A 16,602-nucleotide genomic window follows, 5' to 3' on the forward strand; every position below is an offset into this window, starting at 1 on the left:
CATGGGCGGAACGGGGGTCATCGATAATTTTCTCGGCATCTTCACCAGCTATATCGACTCCGGCTTCGGCCTGCTCGGCGGCGAGGTGGCGTTTATCGCCACGACGCTGATCGTCATCGACGTGACGCTCGCCGCACTGTTCTGGGCCTGGGGCGCCGACGGCGACATCATTGCGCGGTTGGTGAAAAAGACGCTGTTCGTCGGCGTCTTCGCCTATCTCATCAGCAACTGGAACAATCTCGCACGGATCGTCTTCGAGAGCTTCGCCGGGCTCGGGCTCATGGCGTCCGGCACTGGCTTCTCGGTTGCCGATCTGCTGCGCCCCGGCCGCGTTGCCCAAACCGGGCTGGACGCCGGTCGCCCGCTGCTGGAATCTATTTCGGACCTGATGGGCTGGATCGCCTTCTTCGAGAACTTCATCCAGATCGCGTGCCTGTTGTTCGCCTGGGCGCTGGTGGTGCTGGCCTTTTTCATCCTGGCAATCCAGCTTTTCGTCACGCTGATCGAGTTCAAGCTGACCACGCTGGCCGGCTTCGTGCTGATTCCATTCGGCCTGTTCGGCAAGACCGCCTTCATGGCCGAGCGGGTGCTGGGCAATGTGATCTCCAGCGGTATCAAGGTGCTGGTCCTCGCCGTCATCATCGGCATCGGCTCCACGCTCTTCGGCCAGTTTACCGCAGGCTTCGGCGGTGCGACCCCGACAATCGACGACGCCATGGCGATCGTGCTGGCAGCCCTTTCCCTTCTCGGCCTCGGCATCTTCGGCCCCGGCATCGCCACCGGCCTCGTCTCCGGAGGCCCGCAACTCAGTGCCGGCGCCGCCGTCGGGACTGGCCTTGCGGTTGGCGGCGCTGCGATCGCAGCCGGTGGCGCGACCATGCTCGCGGCGCGGGGTGGCGCAGCCGCACTCTCGGGCGGGGCAGCACTTGCCCGCGGCGGTGCCTCGGCCGCCGGTGCGGCTTCGTCCGCCTATACCCTCGGCTCCTTGGGCGGGTCCGGCACGGCCGGGGTCGCCTCCGGCCTTGGCGGTGTGGCGCGCGCCGGAGCCTCCGCCGCCGTTTCACCACTCAAGCGCGCCGCCTCCCGCGCCAGCGACAGCCTGAAATCCAGCTATTCCGATGGTGCGAAAGCCGGATTCGCGGCATCCGGCGGCACGTCGACCATGGGCACCGTCGGCAGAGATTCGTCGCCTGCGCCGTCAACCCCCTCAACCCCTGATGGGCCGCCGGCCTGGGCGCAGCAGATGCGGCGTGGCCGGGCCATGAGCCACGGCGTCACGGCTGCTGCTCATGCTGTCCGATCCGGCGACAGCCACGGCGGCGGCTCCTCCGTCAGCCTTTCCGAAAGTGACCGCACATGAACATCTTCAAACGACCGACGACCCATTACGGCAAGGTGCCGGAACCCGAGACTCCCTATCAAAAAGCCGCACAGGTCTGGGACGAACGCATCGGCTCGGCCCGCGTGCAGGCGAAGAACTGGCGCTATATGGCGTTCGGCTGTCTGATCCTCTCGGCCGGCTTTGCCGCCGCGCTCGTCTGGCAATCGGCGCGTGGAACCGTCGTGCCCTGGGTGGTGCAGGTGGACAATCTCGGTCAGGCGCAGGCTGTCGCGCCCGCGAACGCCGATTATCGCCCGACCGATCCGCAGATCGCCTTCCATCTCGGCCGCTTCATCGAGCAGGTCCGCGCGATCCCGGCGGACGCGATCATCGTCCGGCAGAACTGGCTTCGGGCTTACGAGTTCACCACCGACCGGGGCGCGGCGGCCTTGAACGATTATGCGCGGGCCAACGATCCCTTCACCAAGGTCGGCCGCCAGCAGATCGCCGTCGAGGTGTCGAGCGTCATCCGGGCTTCGCCGGACAGTTTCCGCGTCGCCTGGACCGAACGCCATTTCGAGAACGGCCAGCTTTCCACGACCGAGCGATGGACCGCGATCCTGACTGTCGTGATCCAGCCCCCGCGCGATGCCGAACGATTACGCGCCAATCCGCTGGGAATCTACATCAACGCAATTTCATGGTCGCGGGAGATGAGCCAATGACCCGCACGACTTTCCGTAGAGCCGGTTTTCCGGTTTTCCGTAAACCCGCTTTCGCGGCTTTGCTGCTTTCCGCGACCATGTTGGCCGGCTGCGCGACCAACCGGACGCCGCAATTCAACTATGACGCCGACGTGCCGCCGCTGCCCACCGTGCAGACGGTCGCCACCGACGACCGGCCCCGGCCGCTTCACACGCCGCCGGCCTGGACGGTCGCGCGGGGCGGAACTGCTGCCAGCACTCCGGACGGCCGTGTCGAAAACGCCAATGCCGCCGCCCGTGTCGAACCTCGCCGTGAGGGCTATTACAACGCCATCCAGATTTATCCGTGGAGCGAAGGCGCGCTCTATCAGGTCTATGCGGCCCCCGGCCAGATCACAAATATCGCGCTGGCGCCGGGCGAAAGCCTGACCGGCGCGGGACCTATTGCGGCCGGGGATACGACACGATGGATCATTGGCGACACCGAATCCGGTTCGGGCGCGAACCGCCGCGTCCACATCCTCGTGAAGCCGACACGCCCGGACATTTCCACCAACCTTGTCGTGACCACCGACCGGCGCACCTACATGATCGAGCTGCGCGCGCGGGAATCGCTCTACATGCCTTCCGTCGCATGGGCCTATCCCGCGGCGCCGGCGGGAAGCCGTGCCACCACGCCCGCCGCGCCCATCATCCCCGCCGAGGCGGCGCGGAACTATCGCTACGGATTGCAGGTGCGGGGCGACAGCCCGCCATGGCGGCCGCTCTCCGTCTTCGACGATGGCCGCCGCGTCTATGTCATTTTCTCGCGCGGCATCGTGCAGGGCGAAATGCCGCCTTTGTTCGTCATCGGGTCGGACGGAGAAACGCAGATCGTCAACAGCCGTGTCCACCAGAATGTCCTGATCGTGGACCGCCTGTTCGGTGCGGCCGAACTGCGCCTTGGCAGCGGCGATCGGCAGCAAGTGGTCAGGATCGTCCGCATCAACCCGACGCAGGCCGCAGCAGAACCAGCCAGCACGACCACGGGAGGATCGTCGTCATGAGCGATACCGATACCGCCGCCCCCATGCGCCTGCGCGCCGAGCCGCCTCGTGTCACCCGCCTGTCCCGAAAGTTGCTGGCAAGCGTTGGCGCGGTCGCGCTTCTCGGCATCGCCGGAACCTTGATCTATGCGCTCCAGACCCGCGATGCGGGGCCGGGTGGCGGCGAACTCTATTCGACCGAAAACCGACCCACGGCTGACGGCCTCGCCGGTCTGCCGCGCGACTATACCGGCCCCGTCCTGGGACCGGCATTGCCGGGCGACCTTGGCCGTCCGATCCTCGACGCGCAGAACCGGGGGCAGCCAGTCGCGCCTCCGGCAATCACCACACCAGCCGTCGATCCCGAAGAGGAGCGCCGCCGCGCCGAGGAAGAGGCCGCGCGCTTGAGCAACGTGTTCTTCCAGTCCGGGTCGCGTTCTGGCGGGACAGCGGGAACGGCCATGCCAGGAATAGCCGGGATAGGCTTGCAGCCGGACGGCACAGGGCAGAACAGGCACGCGGCTTTCCTCAATAGCCCGGTCGACCGACAGACGGTTGCGCCAGATCGCGTCACGCCGCCGGCATCGCCCTACATCCTTCAGGCTGGAGCCGTCATTCCGGCCGCACTCATCACCGGAATCCGCTCCGATCTGCCGGGCCAGATCACCGCGCAGGTCACCGAAAACGTCTATGACAGCCCGACCGGCTCGCTGCTTCTGATCCCGCAGGGAACGCGCATCATCGGCCAATATGATGACGGCGTGACCTTCGGCCAGCGCCGCGTCCTGCTGGTGTGGAATCGCCTGATCCTGCCGGGCGGCCGCTCCATCGTTCTGGAGCGCCTGCCGGGCGCGGACGCTTCCGGTTACGCCGGGCTTGAGGATGGCGTCGATTATCACTGGTGGGATCTGATGAAAGCGGCAGGGCTTTCCACACTGCTCGCGGTCGGTACAGAGCTGGCGACCAGCGACGAGGACCGGTTGATCCGCGCCATTCGCGACGGCGCACAGGATACCGTCAATCAGGCCGGGCAGCAGATCGTCCAGCGCCAATTGCAGGTCGCGCCGACGCTCACCATCCGGCCCGGCTTTCCGGTCAGGATTATTGTGACCCGCGACCTGGTATTCGAGCCCGCAGGAGGTTGAGCATGACAAAACTGAAACTCGGTCCCATCGTCGAGGACAAGCCCGTCAAGGTTACGGTAGAGCTGCCGGGGCCGCTTCATCGCGATCTTGCGACCTATGCCGAGGTGCTGGCCCGCGAGACCGGCCAACCCGCCGCTGATCCTGTCAGGCTGATCGTGCCAATGTTGGAGCGCTTTATCGCCACTGACAGGGGGTTCACGAAAGCACGGCGCTCCGTCCTGTCTCCGAAGTCGCAGGTCTGACGGCCATTGCTTTCGCCAGACTGAGAAAGCGACGGAAGGCGGGATTGTCGTTGCTCGCCGACCAGACGGCCGAAAAGGGCAGAACCTCGCCGAGGATCGGTCGGTAAACCACACCCGGAAATTGTGCGACGGTGATGGCTTCGCTCACCAAAGTCAGCCCTCGGCCGAGGGCGACAAGCGGCACCAGATTATCCCGACCGACATATTGCACCTGGATCTCGGGATGCCTGCCGAGATCCGCCAGCCGCCGCACCAGATGATCGTAAATTTCCTGTCCCGGAGCAGTCTCGCTGACGATAAAGGACTCGTCGGCCAGATCGCGCCATACGACTTCCTCCCTGTTGGCTAAGGCATGATGGTCAGGCAAGACCACGAACACACGCTCCGACCACAAGAGGACGCGTTCGCAATCCGGCCAGTCTCGTGTTCCAGTGATGAAGGCGACGTCGAGATTGAGTTGCCGGATCGCTGCGACATGCTCTGCGGGGTTCCCGTCAGCCACTTCGATTCTCACCGCGCTATGTCGCCTGCCGTAAACTTCCAGCAACTCCGCCAAAAAGCCGGAAGCGATCGAGGAATAAATACCGATCCGGACACGTCCCTTTTCAGAACGACCTGCGGAGGCAACCTCTCGAGCGCCTTCTCCAACAGTCCTGATGACCCTGCGGGCGTGTACGAGGAATCGCTGGCCGGCATAGGTTTGCGATACGCCCCATGTATGCCGGTGAAACAAGGAGGCGCCAATCTCGTCTTCCAGCTTGGCAATGGACCGACTGATTGCAGCTTGCGACCGTCCAACCGCAGCTCCTGCTTTGCGAAAGCTGCCATGCTCGACCACAGCCACGAAATAGCGGAGATGGCGAAGCTCGACTTTATCCGAACACTTGACCCCTTTCCGCATTATGCGGCCACCTTGCTTCTGGTCGCCAACATCAATGTCTGGAGAAAGCCCAAACGAATCCGTATGTCGGCACCATCATCGAGGTCCGCGGCATCATCTGCATAAACGTACCCTTCCGCGATCAGCGAGCCGAATAATTTGTCGACGGACGAACGGTTCTTCGCTTGGTCCTTCATTTCTGCCGCCTTGCATTGACGAAACGGGTATCAAGCAAGATCGTGCAGCCTCCAACCATTGGAAGGTCAAGACCGAAATTGCTTAAGTCCCGGTCTTAACCGCAGCGTGAAGATTGCCGTGTCGGCGATAAGTGCTGCTGCCTGCTTCAACGAACGCATTAGCGGCCCGCTCTTCAGCGGTACAGGCATCACATCGCCAAGAAGCCTTGTTTGTCAGTCATCAAAGTGCTCCTCGTCGATGTGGGTTGCCATGTCGATCAGCATGTCGCTCACGTGACTGTCTGCCACTTCGTAGAAAACCTGCTTTGACCGACGCTCCCCCCTGACGAGCCGTGCACCTCTGAGCAGGCGTAAATGGTGGCTAACCAGTGTCTGCGACAGTCCCAGGCTCTCAACAATGTCGCCGACGGACTTTGGACCCGGCAGGCAAAAGAGCAGAATTCTCAGCCGTGTAGGATCGCCCAGCAGGCGAAAAGTCTCTGCCAGTACGGTTACGTCGTTCTGCGACAGGGACGGGGCTTGCTTCAACGTTCATGCTCCTGCTTGCTGTGGACATGCTCAGGCCCATGGTTGTGGTGATGCCCATCATGGTCGTGTCGATCCCCATGCGCGTGCCCCGTCAAGGCAGAGGCTTGCGACAGGCTGCACGCGTCCGCATCGTCATTCCAGTCGATGGCGATGGTCGGATGTTCGATCTTAAACTGTGACTTCAACTCACGCTCGACCGCGCGCATCACCGAGCGAGCATCGACATCGGCTTTCGGCCGCACATGTAGGGTGGCCAAGGTCCGCCCGGACGTGATCGACCAGACATGGATGTGGCTCACCGACGCCACGTCAGCGATGTTCTCGACAAGATGGCGTTCGATCTTCTCGGGCGTCGCGTTATCTGGCGCACCTTCAAGCAGGATATGTATCGACTTGCCGAGGAGATTCCACGCGGCGCGCAGGATCAGCAGGGAGACAAACACCGAGAGGATAGGATCGATCAGCGTCCAACCCGTGTACATGATCACGATGGCGGCTGAAACCGCTGCCACAGAGCCGAGGAGGTCGCCCAACACATGAAGGATGGCACCCTTGATGTTCACGTGCTCGGTATCTCCGCGCGTCAGAATCCAGAACACGAGAATATTGATGAGGAGCCCCGCAATGGCGACGCCAAGCATCGGACCCGCGAGGATAACATGCGGTTCCTGAAAGCGCTGCCAGGCTTCATAGACAATCCAGACGACGATCGCGAATAGCGTGATTGCGTTGATAAAACCGGCAAGGACCTCGAAACGCAGATAGCCAAAGGTCCGCTTGGAGTCTGCCGCCCGCCGTCCGAACCGAAAGGCGGCATAAGCTAGCGCCAGCGCAGCCGCGTCGCTCAGCATATGTCCAGCGTCGGCGAGCAGCGCCAGCGATCCTGAGATCAGACCGCCGATCACCTCCACGATCATGAACGTGAGGATCAGGAAGAACGAGAGAAGGACCTTGCGCTCATTATCGCTCGTGACGGTCGGCGCATGGGAGTGATCATGGGAATGGTCATCATGAGAATGACCATGGCTGTGTGAATGGGACATTTCAGGGCTCATGCGGTTGACATACAACACATGAATATGTGTTCATATGTTGTATGTCAACCGCTCCGCTTGCAATTCGTCCAAGCAGGCGTCTGCGCAAGGCCTACGGCGGGTAGCGCGCCACGGAACCGCGCCGTAGGCTTAATGACTATCCTGTCAATGGACAGCGATCGTGCCGGTAGAAACCTGTCCCCTCTTAGCGTTGACCAGAACCGCGGCAATGACTGCGGCAATCACGAGGGCAGCTCCAGCTCCCGCAAGCGCAAGACCATAACCGTGGATCAGCGCATCGCTGGCCGATCTCACTAGCCCGGCGTCACCCGTCTCCCGCCCGCGATAGAGGGCGGCGAGTGCACCCGGCAACCTGCCAGCCGTGGCAGAGACTGCGATGGTCGAAAGGACGGCCAGCCCCAAGGCGACGCCGATCTGTTGCGAGGCGTTGAAGAGCGCCGATGCGATGCCCGTCTCCTGTGTCTGCACGCCTTTGACGGCGGTCAGCGCCAGTGCAATCACGGCCCCCACGAAACCGAAAGCGGTGAGGAAGGCCGCGGGCATGAAGTGCCACATATAGTTGAGTTCCTGTCCGATATTGGCGAGCCAGAACAAGGCAGCGCCGCCTATTAGTGCGGCGGGCGCTGCCACCTCGCGCGGCGCAAACCGCGTGACAAGCTTGGAACTGACAATGGCCCCAACGATAATACCCGCACCGAATGGCAGGAACGCCAGCGCGGTCATGATCGGGCTGTAGCCGAGGATGTGCTGCAAATAGAGCGTCAGCAGATAGATCATCCCCATCGGACCGAAGCCCAGCAGCAGCATGGCGAGGTAGGAACCCGCCCGGTTGCGCTCCTTGAACAGACGTGGCGGCAGAAGCGGGTCTTTGCTGCGCGACTGCAAGATCAGGAACAGCGGCAGCAGGATCGCGGCGGTAGCGAACGAGGCGAGCGTGATGCTGTCCGTCCAGCCATGTTCGCCGCCACGGGTGATCCCATAGACGAGCGCGGCCATGCCCACAATGCTGGTGAGCGCGCCGGTGAAGTCCGGGCGGCCTTTGTGCAGTTCCGCCTCGACAAGCGTTCTTGACCCCGCCAGCACAGCCAGGCCGATGGGAATGTTGATGAAGAAGGCCCAGCGCCAGCCCAGCAGCCCCGTCAGCAGCCCGCCGAGGATCAGCCCGGCGATGATACCAAGGCCGGACATTGCTCCGTAAACGGCCATCGCTCCGTTGCGCGCCTTGCCTTCGGGGAAGGTCGTCGCGATCAAGGCAAGAGCATTGGGGGCCGTCAGCGCCGCACCCACGCCCTGTAGACCGCGTGACGCGATTATGCTCATGCTGTCCTGGGCAAGCCCGACGAACAGGGAAGCAATGGTGAAGATCGCCATGCCCGCCTGCAGCATGCGCCGCCGGCCATAGATATCGCCCAACCTGCCGCCGAACAGCAGCAGTCCACCAAAGGCGAGAACGTAGGCGTTGATCACCCAAGGCAGGCTCGCAGCCGACATTCCGAGTTCGTTCTGGAGTGTCGGCAGGGCGATGTTCGCGATGGTATCGTCAAGCACCACCATGAGCTGAGCCGTCGCAATGACGGCCAGCGGCAATGTCGTGCTTGCAGGTGACGAAGCCACCGGAGGCTTCGGCGTTTGGGGGGAGAGCGTAGACATCCGGAGTTCCTGTTATTTTTCATGGGGCGTTCAGATGTCGCAGACCCCTAATCCTTCCAACGGCTGGAAGGTCAAGAACAAATTGCTTCCCAAATCCGCTGAAACTTGATCTATAAGCCGATGAGCTGCACATCGCCCACATTTTGCATGCGAGAAGCGCCGATCAGGCAATGGCGATCAGTGGTCTAGCTGGCCATGACATGACCAGATTCGTCGTTCACGGACGGGCCGAGCGGCCTGGCGCGGCAGGAACGGGCGGCGGTCAGACGGTCCTAGCAGCAAATTCGCCGGAACAAGGTTCGTCTTGACATGCTTCCTTCCTGATCCATTGCACCCCAGATGGGGCTTCCAACAATGGGAAGGTCAAGGCCGCCTTGGCCGCGATATCATTTTTCCTCGTTGACCCTTGACCTTGCCAACGTGGCAAGGACCAGATTTGTCCGTGAACGCCCAACAGAGGAGAGTTCGCATGTTCCGATTCACTGCTCCCGACATGACTTGCGGCGGCTGCGCGCGCCGGGTCAACAACGCGCTTCTGAGCGTCGATCCGGCGGCTGATGTCACCACCAATCCACCCACCCGCGAAGTGACGGTCACCACGAAGGTGGACGAGCAGGTACTCCCCGCCGCCTTAACCGAGGCAGGCTATCCGGCCGAACGCAAGGACCAGTCGGCGGCCGCGTGAGGCTTCTGGGCGCGGTGGCGGCTCGGCTGCGCCCCTTCGTCTCCGCCATTCTCAACAGCTCGACTCGACGTGCAAGTACACTCAAGAACCGCTCCACCAGAGAAATGCGCCGGCGACAAAGAGATAGCGTGCCGCTTTGCCGATCGACACGAATATGAGAAAACGAGAAAGGTCAACTCGCAGTGCTCCTGCCACAACTGTCAGCGGATCGCCGATAATCGGCAGCCAGGACAAGAGTAGAGACCACACGCCATAACGTCCGTACCAATCTGATGCACGGCTAAATGACCTGTCGTCAATCGGAAACCAGCGATGGTCTCGAAACCCTGAGAGGAACCTGCCCAGCGCCCAGTTCACCAAGGAGCCGAGCACATTTCCTGCCGTTGCGACGCCCACTAGGGTGACGAGGTTGGCCTGTCCCATTGTTAGAAGAGTCAGGAGCGCTGCCTCGGACGACCCTGGTAGGAGGGTCGCCGACGTGAACGCGCTTACGAAAAGGGCGGCATATGCGACAAGATCAGTTCCGATGTCTGCAACCAATGCCGTGCTGCCTCGAAGTTCGTCATGCACGCCGGCTCTGCTCATCGACGCCAATAGCTATTCTCAATTCTCAAGTCTGGCGCCAGAGCTGTTTCGCTCCGGCGCCGCGCTGCTTACTGGTTCGATCCGGCGTAGACTATGCCGTTCGGGCGATCGCCGACCGGCACGGTCTTGAGCACTTCCTGGCTCGCCACGTCGATGATCGAAACGCTGTCATCGGCAATGTTCGTTACGAACACGAATGCCCCGTCAGCCGATGCCGAGACGCCGTGGGCGCCGCTCCCGGTGGTGATCGTCTCGATCACGTTTCCGGACTCAATCTCGATCACGGAGACCGTGTCGTTCGGTTCCGCCTCGGTGCCCTGATTGGCCACATAGACGTAGGCTCCATCCGGGGTGGCGAACATCTGGATCGGGTTCGGCCCGACGTCGATCCTGTTCGTCACCTCGCGGGATGCGGTGTCGATGACGGCCACCCGGTTCTCGTCTCGAAGAGAGACGTAGACCTGATCGCCCGAGGGCGTGAACCCGACCTGAACAGGCGCTGCGCCCACCGGAATGCGCGCAACCTCGGTCAGCTCCTGCGTGTCGATGACGGAGACCGAGCCGTCCTCGACATTGGCCACATAGAGCTCGCTCTCATCCGGGTTGAGGCGCAGCCCGTGCGGATAGGCTCCGGTCGTGATGTGCTCGATCACCGAAGCCGCTGCGAGATCAACGACCGCAATCTCGTTCCCGCCGGACAGCGAAACATAGGCGCGGCCGCTACGATCGGCGACGACATGCGCCGGATGCGCACCGACTTCTACAGTGCCGACGGGTTGTGACAGCTGCTGCGGATCGAGCACCACCAGAAGCCCGTTGCCGGCATCGGCATGTCCCTGGTCATCCGATCCGTGAGCGTGATCGGAGGCAGCGCTCCCGACGGCGAGCAACAGCCTCCCGTCCGGTGTCCGATCGACATTGTGCGGTGAGACTCCGATCTGCACCGTCTCGACCGAACCCGTGCCGAGTTCGATGGCGCTGATCGAATTGTCGCCCTCGTTGGCGGAGTACACGGTTCCGCCTGTCTCGACCAAGCCGGCAGGCTGCTGGCCGGCATTCCTGTCCAGCCACGCCTGCATTTCGGCGATCTCACGTTCCTGTGCTTCAATGATCTGAGACGCCCACTCTCTTGTCTGCGGGTCATCTCCGTATCGCTGCACGATCTTCGCCATGTCGACCGCACCCTGATGGTGCGGGATCATGCCCCGGATGAAAGCGACGTCCGGGTCCTCGGCCATGACGCCCTCCATCATCGGACCGTGCATCTCCTCCATCGCATCGACATAGGCCTTGGTGAAGTCGGCGACATCGGCGTCGGCTGGAGCCGACTCTCCGCCTTGGGGAGCGGCCATCCCACCGTGCATCATGCCGCCCTGCATCATCTGCTGCATGGCGTCCATGCACGCTTGGGGCATGGTCTCCATCATGGCCCGGCATTCCTTCGGCATGTCCTGCATCGAAGGCATCTGTCCTGAAGGGGACATGGAGGCAGGGGCCCGTTCCTCCTGGGCCTGCGGCGTCTGAGGGTGATGGGCGTCATGCTCTGCCTGCTGCGCCAGAGCAGCGCCGGAGACTCCCATCAAGAGACTGGCAGAAAGGGCAACTATTGTTCGGTACGTCATGGTTCATCCTTTGGCACCGGAGAGCCGCGTCTAATTTCTGGACGCGCGCCTACCGTGGCTTCGTCTGACTGTTTGCTGCTTGAGTGCCGAGAAGAACACCTCCCGGCCGATGCGTTCACTACGCAGGGGCGGTCAGACGCGGTGGTGTCAGGAGGACTGAAGGATTTCGGCCCAGATCGCTGGCCTGGAAACCGAGCAATGGCTCGCCGTCCGAGGATGGCATCACAGGCGGCGCCTCGGGTAGCAGGGCAACAATGGTGCAGAGCTGGCCGCAATCGCGGTCCGGCGCCGTTTCAGTGTGACAGCATCGTTCGTCCGCAGCCTTGCTTCGGTCGTCGGAGTAATTCGAATGGGCCTCATGCTGTGCACCCGCAACGGTCTGATCCTGATACGAGCCGTGTGTGCCCGGGCTGGCATGCGCCGCTGCCAGGAAAACAAAAGCGCTGAACGCAAGCAGCAGCAGGCCTGTCAGGAACTGGCGGAGCCAGTCGCCTTTCGATCCGAAAGCCGCAGTCGAGCTCCTGCTCATGGCTTGGCTTCTTTGTCGAGGTCGGGATGGAGAGTTGCCACGCACCAGATGACATCCTTGCGGCCGTCAGTATCCGAGCCCAGGCAACCAGAGCTCCTGACAAAGGCAGGGTCTGCCCCGCAGGCCCGGTTCTGGATCGGACTGATGGCGACCGGATGGATCATGAGCACCGTTCCACTCAGATCTCCCGCGCGCCGCGGAAACGCCCGAAGGTTTTCTGGACGGAAGGGCCGAACAGGAACACCTCGTATGGCTCGGGGACCACGCCGGGAAAGTCCATGCCGGGGGAGCCGGCGGGCATTCCGGGAACCGCAAGCCCTGTCGCGAGCGGGCGCGCGGCCAGGAGGCGGCGAAGCGCGGCGGCCGGCACATGTCCTTCGATGACATAGCCGTCCACTTCGGCCGTATGGCAGGAGTACAACGCCGCCGGGACGCCGAGCCGCTGCTTGAGGCTTTCGACCTCGCTCGATTCCACGACGCTCACCGGGAAGCCGGCCGCCTCGATATGCTCGACCCATGCGCCGCAGCACCCGCAATTCGTATCCTTGGTGACGGTCACCAGAGGCAGTCCTGCCGAGCGAACCGTTCCCGCCGTTGAGAGCAGGAGGGGGAACGCGGTGGCGCTGGCGAGGAAGGAGCGCCTGCTGATCATATGGATGGTTTGCATCTCAGTTCCTCCATCTGGGCCGCAACTTCGTCAAAGCTGGATCACCGGAAAAATACGTATTTGATCAAAGCGGCGGCGGTAAGGAGCACGAGCACCAGAAGAACGATGCCCCACATCATCCCGCCCGACATCATGACATTGCATCATGGCCTGTTCTGCCCTTCCGTCGCAAAGATACTCATAGCGGCCCCCTTCGCCGCAGACTTTGACTTAGCGCAAGGATGGGACGGTATCCGGGCTGTTGGCGCCACCATCGTCACCAATTTTTCCAGATGGAGGACCTTCGCCCACGTCAGCCTCCTACAATCTCGTGACCCGCAGCCGGGAGGCGTTCGCGATGACGCTCACCGACGACAGCGCCATGGCGGCGGCCGCGATGATCGGCGACAGCAGGATGTCGAAGAACGGGTAGAGCACCCCGGCCGCCACCGGCACGCCGAGCGCGTTGTAAATGAAGGCGAAGAATAGGTTCTGGCGGATGTTGCGCATGACAGCCTCCGAGAGCCGGCGCGCGCGGACGATGCCCGTGAGATCGCCCTTGAGCAATGTGACGCCTGCGCTTTCCATTGCCACATCGGTACCGGTGCCCATGGCGATGCCCACATCGGCCGCCGCCAGCGCCGGTGCGTCGTTCACGCCGTCGCCTGCCATCGCCACCACCTCGCCTGCCGCCTTGTGACGCTGCACGACCGCGCTTTTCTGGTCGGGCAGGACCTCGGCCTCGACCTCGTCGATGCCGAGCCGGCGGGCGACCGCCTTGGCCGTGGTCCAGTTATCACCCGTAAGCATGACAACGCGGATTCCCTGCGCCTTCAGCGCGGCAAGCGCCTCGGGCGTCGAGGGCTTGACCGGATCGGCGATGGCGAAGATGGCAGCGATGCGGTTGTCCACTCCCATGAAGATCGCGGTTGCCCCGTCCTCGCGCAGCCGGTCGGCCTCATCCGCCAGTGGGGCGACATCAACGCCTTGCTCGGCTAGGAACTTGGCATTTCCAAGGGGAATGCGCTTGCCTTCGACCGTGCCGTAGGCGCCTTTGCCGGTCGGCGAGTCGAAATCCGCGACCGGTGCGGTCACGATCCCCCGCTCCTCGGCAGCGCGAACGATGGCCAGCGCCAGCGGATGCTCGCTGGCCCGCTCCACGCTGGCGGCAAGCCGCAAAGCCTCGTCCTCGGTGAACCCCGGCGCCGGCACGATTGCGGTGACGGCGGGTCGTCCCTCGGTCAGCGTACCGGTCTTGTCGACTATGATGGTATCGACCTTCTCCATATGCTCCAGCGCCTCGGCGTTCTTGATCAGCACGCCCGCCTGTGCGCCACGCCCGACGCCGACCATGATCGACATCGGCGTTGCCAGCCCGAGCGCACAGGGACAGGCGATGATCAGCACGGAAACCGCCGCGATCAGACCGAAGGAGAAGCGCGGCTCCGGACCCCAGATCGACCAGGTTATGAAGGCAAGGATTGCGACCACGATCACCGCCGGCACGAACCAGCCCGACACCTGATCGGCGAGGCGCTGGATCGGCGCGCGACTACGCTGCGCCTCGGCGACGAGCTGGACGATCTGCGACAGCATGGTGTCGCGGCCGACCTTCTTCGCCTCGATCACCAGCGCGCCGGACTGGTTCATGGTGCCGCCGATGGCGGTGGCGCCGACCTCCTTGGTGACCGGCATCGACTCGCCAGTCACCATCGATTCATCGACGGCGCTGCGTCCTTCCAGAACTTCGCCATCGACCGGCACCTTCTCGCCGGGACGCACCCGCAGGCGGTCGCCGACCCGAACGGTGTCGAGTTGAACCTCCTCCTCGGTGCCGTCGTCACGAATGATCCGGGCGGTCTTGGGGGCGAGGTCGAGCAGCGCCCGGATCGCGCCGCTGGTGCTCTCGCGCGCCCGCAATTCCAACACCTGCCCGAGCAGCACGAGCACAGTGATGACCGCGGCCGCCTCGAAATAGACCGCGACCGAGCCGTCATGCTGGCGGAATGCATCTGGGAAGATGCCCGGCGCCAGCGTGGCGACGACGCTGTATATCCACGCCGTTCCCGTGCCCATGGCGATCAGTGTAAACATGTTGAGGCTGCGGTTGACGAGCGACTGCCAGCCACGCTGGAAGAACGGCCAGCCCGCCCAGAGAACGACCGGCGTTGCGAGGATCAGTTGCAGCCAGTTCGAGACCTGCTGCCCGATGGCATGAGTCAGCCCGAACAGATGCCCGCCCATCTCGAGAATGAACACCGGGATCGCCAGAACGAGGCCGATCCAGAAGCGGCGTGTCATGTCGATCAGTTCGACATTGGGCTCGGCCTCAAGGCTGACCAGTACCGGCTCCAGCGCCATGCCGCAGATCGGGCATGATCCGGGGCCGTCCTGCCGGATCTCAGGATGCATCGGGCAGGTATAGACCGTCCCCTCGAGAATCGGTACTACCTCCGCCGCCGCCGGATCGAGATAGCTTTCGGGCTCGGCCAGGAACTTCGCGCGGCACCCGGCCGAGCAGAAATAATAGGGCCGGCCCGCATGCTCGGCCTTGTGCTGGGCCGTGTGGGGATCGACAATCATGCCGCAGACCGGGTCCTTGACCTTGTGCGTGTCGTCCTGCGCGACGGCCCCGTGATCATGCGCATGACCTTGGGCGGAATGAGCGTGACTCTGATTCTGGTGATCGTGTTCGGTCTTGCTGGCCATTTTCACGCCTCCTCGGCGTCTTATCCTAAGCTTGCTCTTCGCCTATTCTGCGCCTTCCAACCGTTGGAAGGTCAAGAGGTGATCGGAATCCGGGGTTCCTGCCAATCAGTGATTGTCGTGGATCTTTCCGATGCTGGTCCGTTCTTGCCCCGTCTGAGACTGCATGATGTCAATCTCGGCCGCAGAGTCCTCGCCGTCGAGGCAGTATTCCTCGATCTGCAACGTCGAGAAGTAGATGTTGAAACGCTCGCGCAGGAGATTGCTTGCTTGTCGCAGCACCCGTTCGCCTTCCTGAAAGTCCCCAACGCAGACGTGGCTTGAGAATACATTGCGCCCGGATGTCAGACTCCAGGCATGGACGTGGTGCACGTCGGTAACCCCCTCTAGCTGCCGTATGGCCTCGATGGCGGCCTCCAAGTCGAGGTCTTCGGGCGTGCCTTGCAGCAGGATGTGCAATGCCTCGCGCATAATACCCCAGGAAGCCCAGAGCAGCAGCAGTCCGAAGGCCATGCCAAGCAGCGGATCGATGGCCACAAAGCCCGTGAATCGGATCACCAGCGCCGAGACGATGATGAGGAAGCTGCCGACGAAGGTCTGCAGGATGTGCCAATACGCACCCCGCATATTCAGGTTGTCCTTCTGGCGCTCGTACATGAGCCAGAGCGCGACAAGCTCGGTGGCGATGCCGCCCGCTGCGGCGATCAACATCGGCGTCGTGGCCAGTTCGATGGGCTCCATGAGGCGCATCGCGCCCATCCACAGCACGTAGAGAGCCATGGCGACGAGGAAGAGGCCGTTGAAGAGGGCCCCCAGGATCTCCGCCCGAATGTAGCCGAAGGTGCGCGAGGGGCTGGATTTTCGCTCACCCAGACGCATGGCGACCAGCGCAATGAGCACGCCGCCCACGGCCGAGAAGGTGTGGAAGGCATCCGACATGACGGCGACTGAGCCCGTCCAGATGCCGATCCCGAGTTCCACGATGAAGTAAAGGCCGGTAAGCCAGCCCGAAATGACGAGCGCTTTGCGATCACCACTCGCCGGCATGTGGCCGGCATGACCGCCGTGAGACATTGACATAG

The 16,602-nt window shown here is 62.9% G+C and carries 17 protein-coding genes; 6 read left to right on the forward strand and 11 right to left on the reverse strand.

The features are described 5' to 3' along the window. The first annotated feature begins 1 nt into the window (after position 1). The 5 genes from trbL to OANT_RS16675 are packed head-to-tail and all read left to right on the forward strand — an operon-like array spanning position 2 to position 4,437. The gene (trbL, locus tag OANT_RS16655; RefSeq protein WP_012092661.1) at positions 2 to 1,360 is read left to right on the forward strand and encodes a P-type conjugative transfer protein TrbL; all 1,359 of its coding nucleotides are present in this window, start codon (positions 2 to 4) and stop codon (positions 1,358 to 1,360) included. Continuing rightward, positions 1,357 to 2,046: a conjugal transfer protein TrbF gene (gene trbF, locus OANT_RS16660; protein ID WP_012092662.1), complete on the forward strand. Its 690-nt coding sequence runs from the start codon at positions 1,357 to 1,359 to the stop codon at positions 2,044 to 2,046. The genes trbL and trbF overlap by 4 nt, the downstream gene beginning before the upstream one ends. Beyond that, a complete protein-coding gene (trbG, locus tag OANT_RS16665; RefSeq protein ID WP_012092663.1) occupies positions 2,043 to 3,071 on the forward strand; it encodes a P-type conjugative transfer protein TrbG in 1,029 nt (342 codons plus the stop codon). The genes trbF and trbG overlap by 4 nt, the downstream gene beginning before the upstream one ends. After that, positions 3,068 to 4,195, forward strand: coding sequence for a TraB/TrbI/VirB10 family type IV secretion system protein (locus OANT_RS16670; RefSeq protein ID WP_012092664.1), 1,128 nt, complete (start codon positions 3,068 to 3,070; stop codon positions 4,193 to 4,195). The genes trbG and OANT_RS16670 overlap by 4 nt, the downstream gene beginning before the upstream one ends. A 2-nt stretch (positions 4,196 to 4,197) precedes the next feature. Then, positions 4,198 to 4,437, forward strand: a complete 240-nt coding sequence (locus OANT_RS16675; protein WP_012092665.1) for a DUF2274 domain-containing protein — start codon at positions 4,198 to 4,200, stop codon at positions 4,435 to 4,437. Here the strand turns inward: OANT_RS16675 and OANT_RS16680 are convergent. The 5 genes from OANT_RS16680 to OANT_RS27190 form a co-directional block, all read right to left on the reverse strand. Beyond that, a complete protein-coding gene (locus tag OANT_RS16680; RefSeq protein WP_012092666.1) occupies positions 4,391 to 5,338 on the reverse strand; it encodes a LysR family transcriptional regulator in 948 nt (315 codons plus the stop codon). The genes OANT_RS16675 and OANT_RS16680 overlap by 47 nt on opposite strands. Continuing rightward, positions 5,338 to 5,514, reverse strand: a complete 177-nt coding sequence (locus OANT_RS26760) for a hypothetical protein (protein ID WP_012092667.1) — start codon at positions 5,512 to 5,514, stop codon at positions 5,338 to 5,340. Before OANT_RS26760 ends, OANT_RS16680 begins: the two co-directional genes overlap by 1 nt. 213 nt (positions 5,515 to 5,727) lie before the next feature. Beyond that, positions 5,728 to 6,042 (reverse strand): ArsR/SmtB family transcription factor, encoded by a 315-nt coding sequence (locus tag OANT_RS16685; RefSeq protein WP_012092668.1) that lies wholly within the window; start codon positions 6,040 to 6,042, stop codon positions 5,728 to 5,730. Continuing rightward, a complete protein-coding gene (locus OANT_RS16690) occupies positions 6,039 to 7,085 on the reverse strand; it encodes a cation diffusion facilitator family transporter (RefSeq protein ID WP_040128397.1) in 1,047 nt (348 codons plus the stop codon). The genes OANT_RS16685 and OANT_RS16690 overlap by 4 nt, the downstream gene beginning before the upstream one ends. Positions 7,086 to 7,241: 156 nt before the next feature. Further along, positions 7,242 to 8,747, reverse strand: coding sequence for an MFS transporter (locus tag OANT_RS27190; RefSeq protein WP_012092670.1), 1,506 nt, complete (start codon positions 8,745 to 8,747; stop codon positions 7,242 to 7,244). Between the two features lie 469 nt (positions 8,748 to 9,216). Between OANT_RS27190 and OANT_RS16700 the strand changes: the two genes are divergently transcribed. Continuing rightward, positions 9,217 to 9,432: a heavy-metal-associated domain-containing protein gene (locus OANT_RS16700; protein ID WP_012092671.1), complete on the forward strand. Its 216-nt coding sequence runs from the start codon at positions 9,217 to 9,219 to the stop codon at positions 9,430 to 9,432. 81 nt (positions 9,433 to 9,513) lie between these two features. Here OANT_RS16700 and OANT_RS16705 read toward each other — a convergent pair whose 3' ends face one another. The 6 genes from OANT_RS16705 to OANT_RS16730 all read right to left on the reverse strand — a co-directional run bounded on the left by OANT_RS16705 (position 9,514) and on the right by OANT_RS16730 (position 16,600). Beyond that, positions 9,514 to 10,002 carry a YqaA family protein gene (locus OANT_RS16705; RefSeq protein WP_231771508.1) on the reverse strand — a complete coding sequence of 163 codons (489 nt, stop codon included), beginning with the start codon at positions 10,000 to 10,002 and terminating at the stop codon, positions 9,514 to 9,516. An 83-nt stretch (positions 10,003 to 10,085) separates the two neighbouring features. Continuing rightward, positions 10,086 to 11,444 carry a CopM family metallochaperone gene (gene copM, locus OANT_RS16710; protein WP_231771507.1) on the reverse strand — a complete coding sequence of 453 codons (1,359 nt, stop codon included), beginning with the start codon at positions 11,442 to 11,444 and terminating at the stop codon, positions 10,086 to 10,088. Positions 11,445 to 11,757: 313 nt separating this feature from the next. Beyond that, positions 11,758 to 12,168 carry a hypothetical protein gene (locus OANT_RS16715; RefSeq protein ID WP_028034404.1) on the reverse strand — a complete coding sequence of 137 codons (411 nt, stop codon included), beginning with the start codon at positions 12,166 to 12,168 and terminating at the stop codon, positions 11,758 to 11,760. Positions 12,169 to 12,346: 178 nt separating this feature from the next. Next, positions 12,347 to 12,835, reverse strand: a complete 489-nt coding sequence (locus OANT_RS16720) for a DUF411 domain-containing protein (protein WP_012092675.1) — start codon at positions 12,833 to 12,835, stop codon at positions 12,347 to 12,349. A gap of 300 nt (positions 12,836 to 13,135) precedes the next feature. Next, positions 13,136 to 15,523: a heavy metal translocating P-type ATPase gene (locus OANT_RS16725; RefSeq protein WP_012092676.1), complete on the reverse strand. Its 2,388-nt coding sequence runs from the start codon at positions 15,521 to 15,523 to the stop codon at positions 13,136 to 13,138. Between the two features lie 105 nt (positions 15,524 to 15,628). Next, positions 15,629 to 16,600 carry a cation diffusion facilitator family transporter gene (locus OANT_RS16730; RefSeq protein ID WP_012092677.1) on the reverse strand — a complete coding sequence of 324 codons (972 nt, stop codon included), beginning with the start codon at positions 16,598 to 16,600 and terminating at the stop codon, positions 15,629 to 15,631. Between the last annotated feature and the right edge of the window lie 2 nt (positions 16,601 to 16,602).

The organism is Brucella anthropi ATCC 49188 (genome assembly GCF_000017405.1).
Lineage (GTDB): Bacteria > Pseudomonadota > Alphaproteobacteria > Rhizobiales > Rhizobiaceae > Brucella > Brucella anthropi.

Coding starts and splice junctions, on each gene's coding strand:
- trbL (WP_012092661.1), top strand. CDS start 2: ATGGGCGGAACGGGGGTCATCGATAATTTTCTCGGCATCTTCACCAGC.
- trbF (WP_012092662.1), top strand. CDS start 1,357: ATGAACATCTTCAAACGACCGACGACCCATTACGGCAAGGTGCCGGAA.
- trbG (WP_012092663.1), top strand. CDS start 2,043: ATGACCCGCACGACTTTCCGTAGAGCCGGTTTTCCGGTTTTCCGTAAA.
- OANT_RS16670 (WP_012092664.1), top strand. CDS start 3,068: ATGAGCGATACCGATACCGCCGCCCCCATGCGCCTGCGCGCCGAGCCG.
- OANT_RS16675 (WP_012092665.1), top strand. CDS start 4,198: ATGACAAAACTGAAACTCGGTCCCATCGTCGAGGACAAGCCCGTCAAG.
- OANT_RS16680 (WP_012092666.1), bottom strand. CDS start 5,338: ATGCGGAAAGGGGTCAAGTGTTCGGATAAAGTCGAGCTTCGCCATCTC.
- OANT_RS26760 (WP_012092667.1), bottom strand. CDS start 5,514: ATGAAGGACCAAGCGAAGAACCGTTCGTCCGTCGACAAATTATTCGGC.
- OANT_RS16690 (WP_040128397.1), bottom strand. CDS start 7,085: ATGTCCCATTCACACAGCCATGGTCATTCTCATGATGACCATTCCCAT.
- OANT_RS27190 (WP_012092670.1), bottom strand. CDS start 8,747: ATGTCTACGCTCTCCCCCCAAACGCCGAAGCCTCCGGTGGCTTCGTCA.
- OANT_RS16700 (WP_012092671.1), top strand. CDS start 9,217: ATGTTCCGATTCACTGCTCCCGACATGACTTGCGGCGGCTGCGCGCGC.
- copM (WP_231771507.1), bottom strand. CDS start 11,444: ATGATGGAGACCATGCCCCAAGCGTGCATGGACGCCATGCAGCAGATG.
- OANT_RS16715 (WP_028034404.1), bottom strand. CDS start 12,168: ATGAGCAGGAGCTCGACTGCGGCTTTCGGATCGAAAGGCGACTGGCTC.
- OANT_RS16720 (WP_012092675.1), bottom strand. CDS start 12,835: ATGCAAACCATCCATATGATCAGCAGGCGCTCCTTCCTCGCCAGCGCC.
- OANT_RS16725 (WP_012092676.1), bottom strand. CDS start 15,523: ATGGCCAGCAAGACCGAACACGATCACCAGAATCAGAGTCACGCTCAT.
- OANT_RS16730 (WP_012092677.1), bottom strand. CDS start 16,600: ATGTCAATGTCTCACGGCGGTCATGCCGGCCACATGCCGGCGAGTGGT.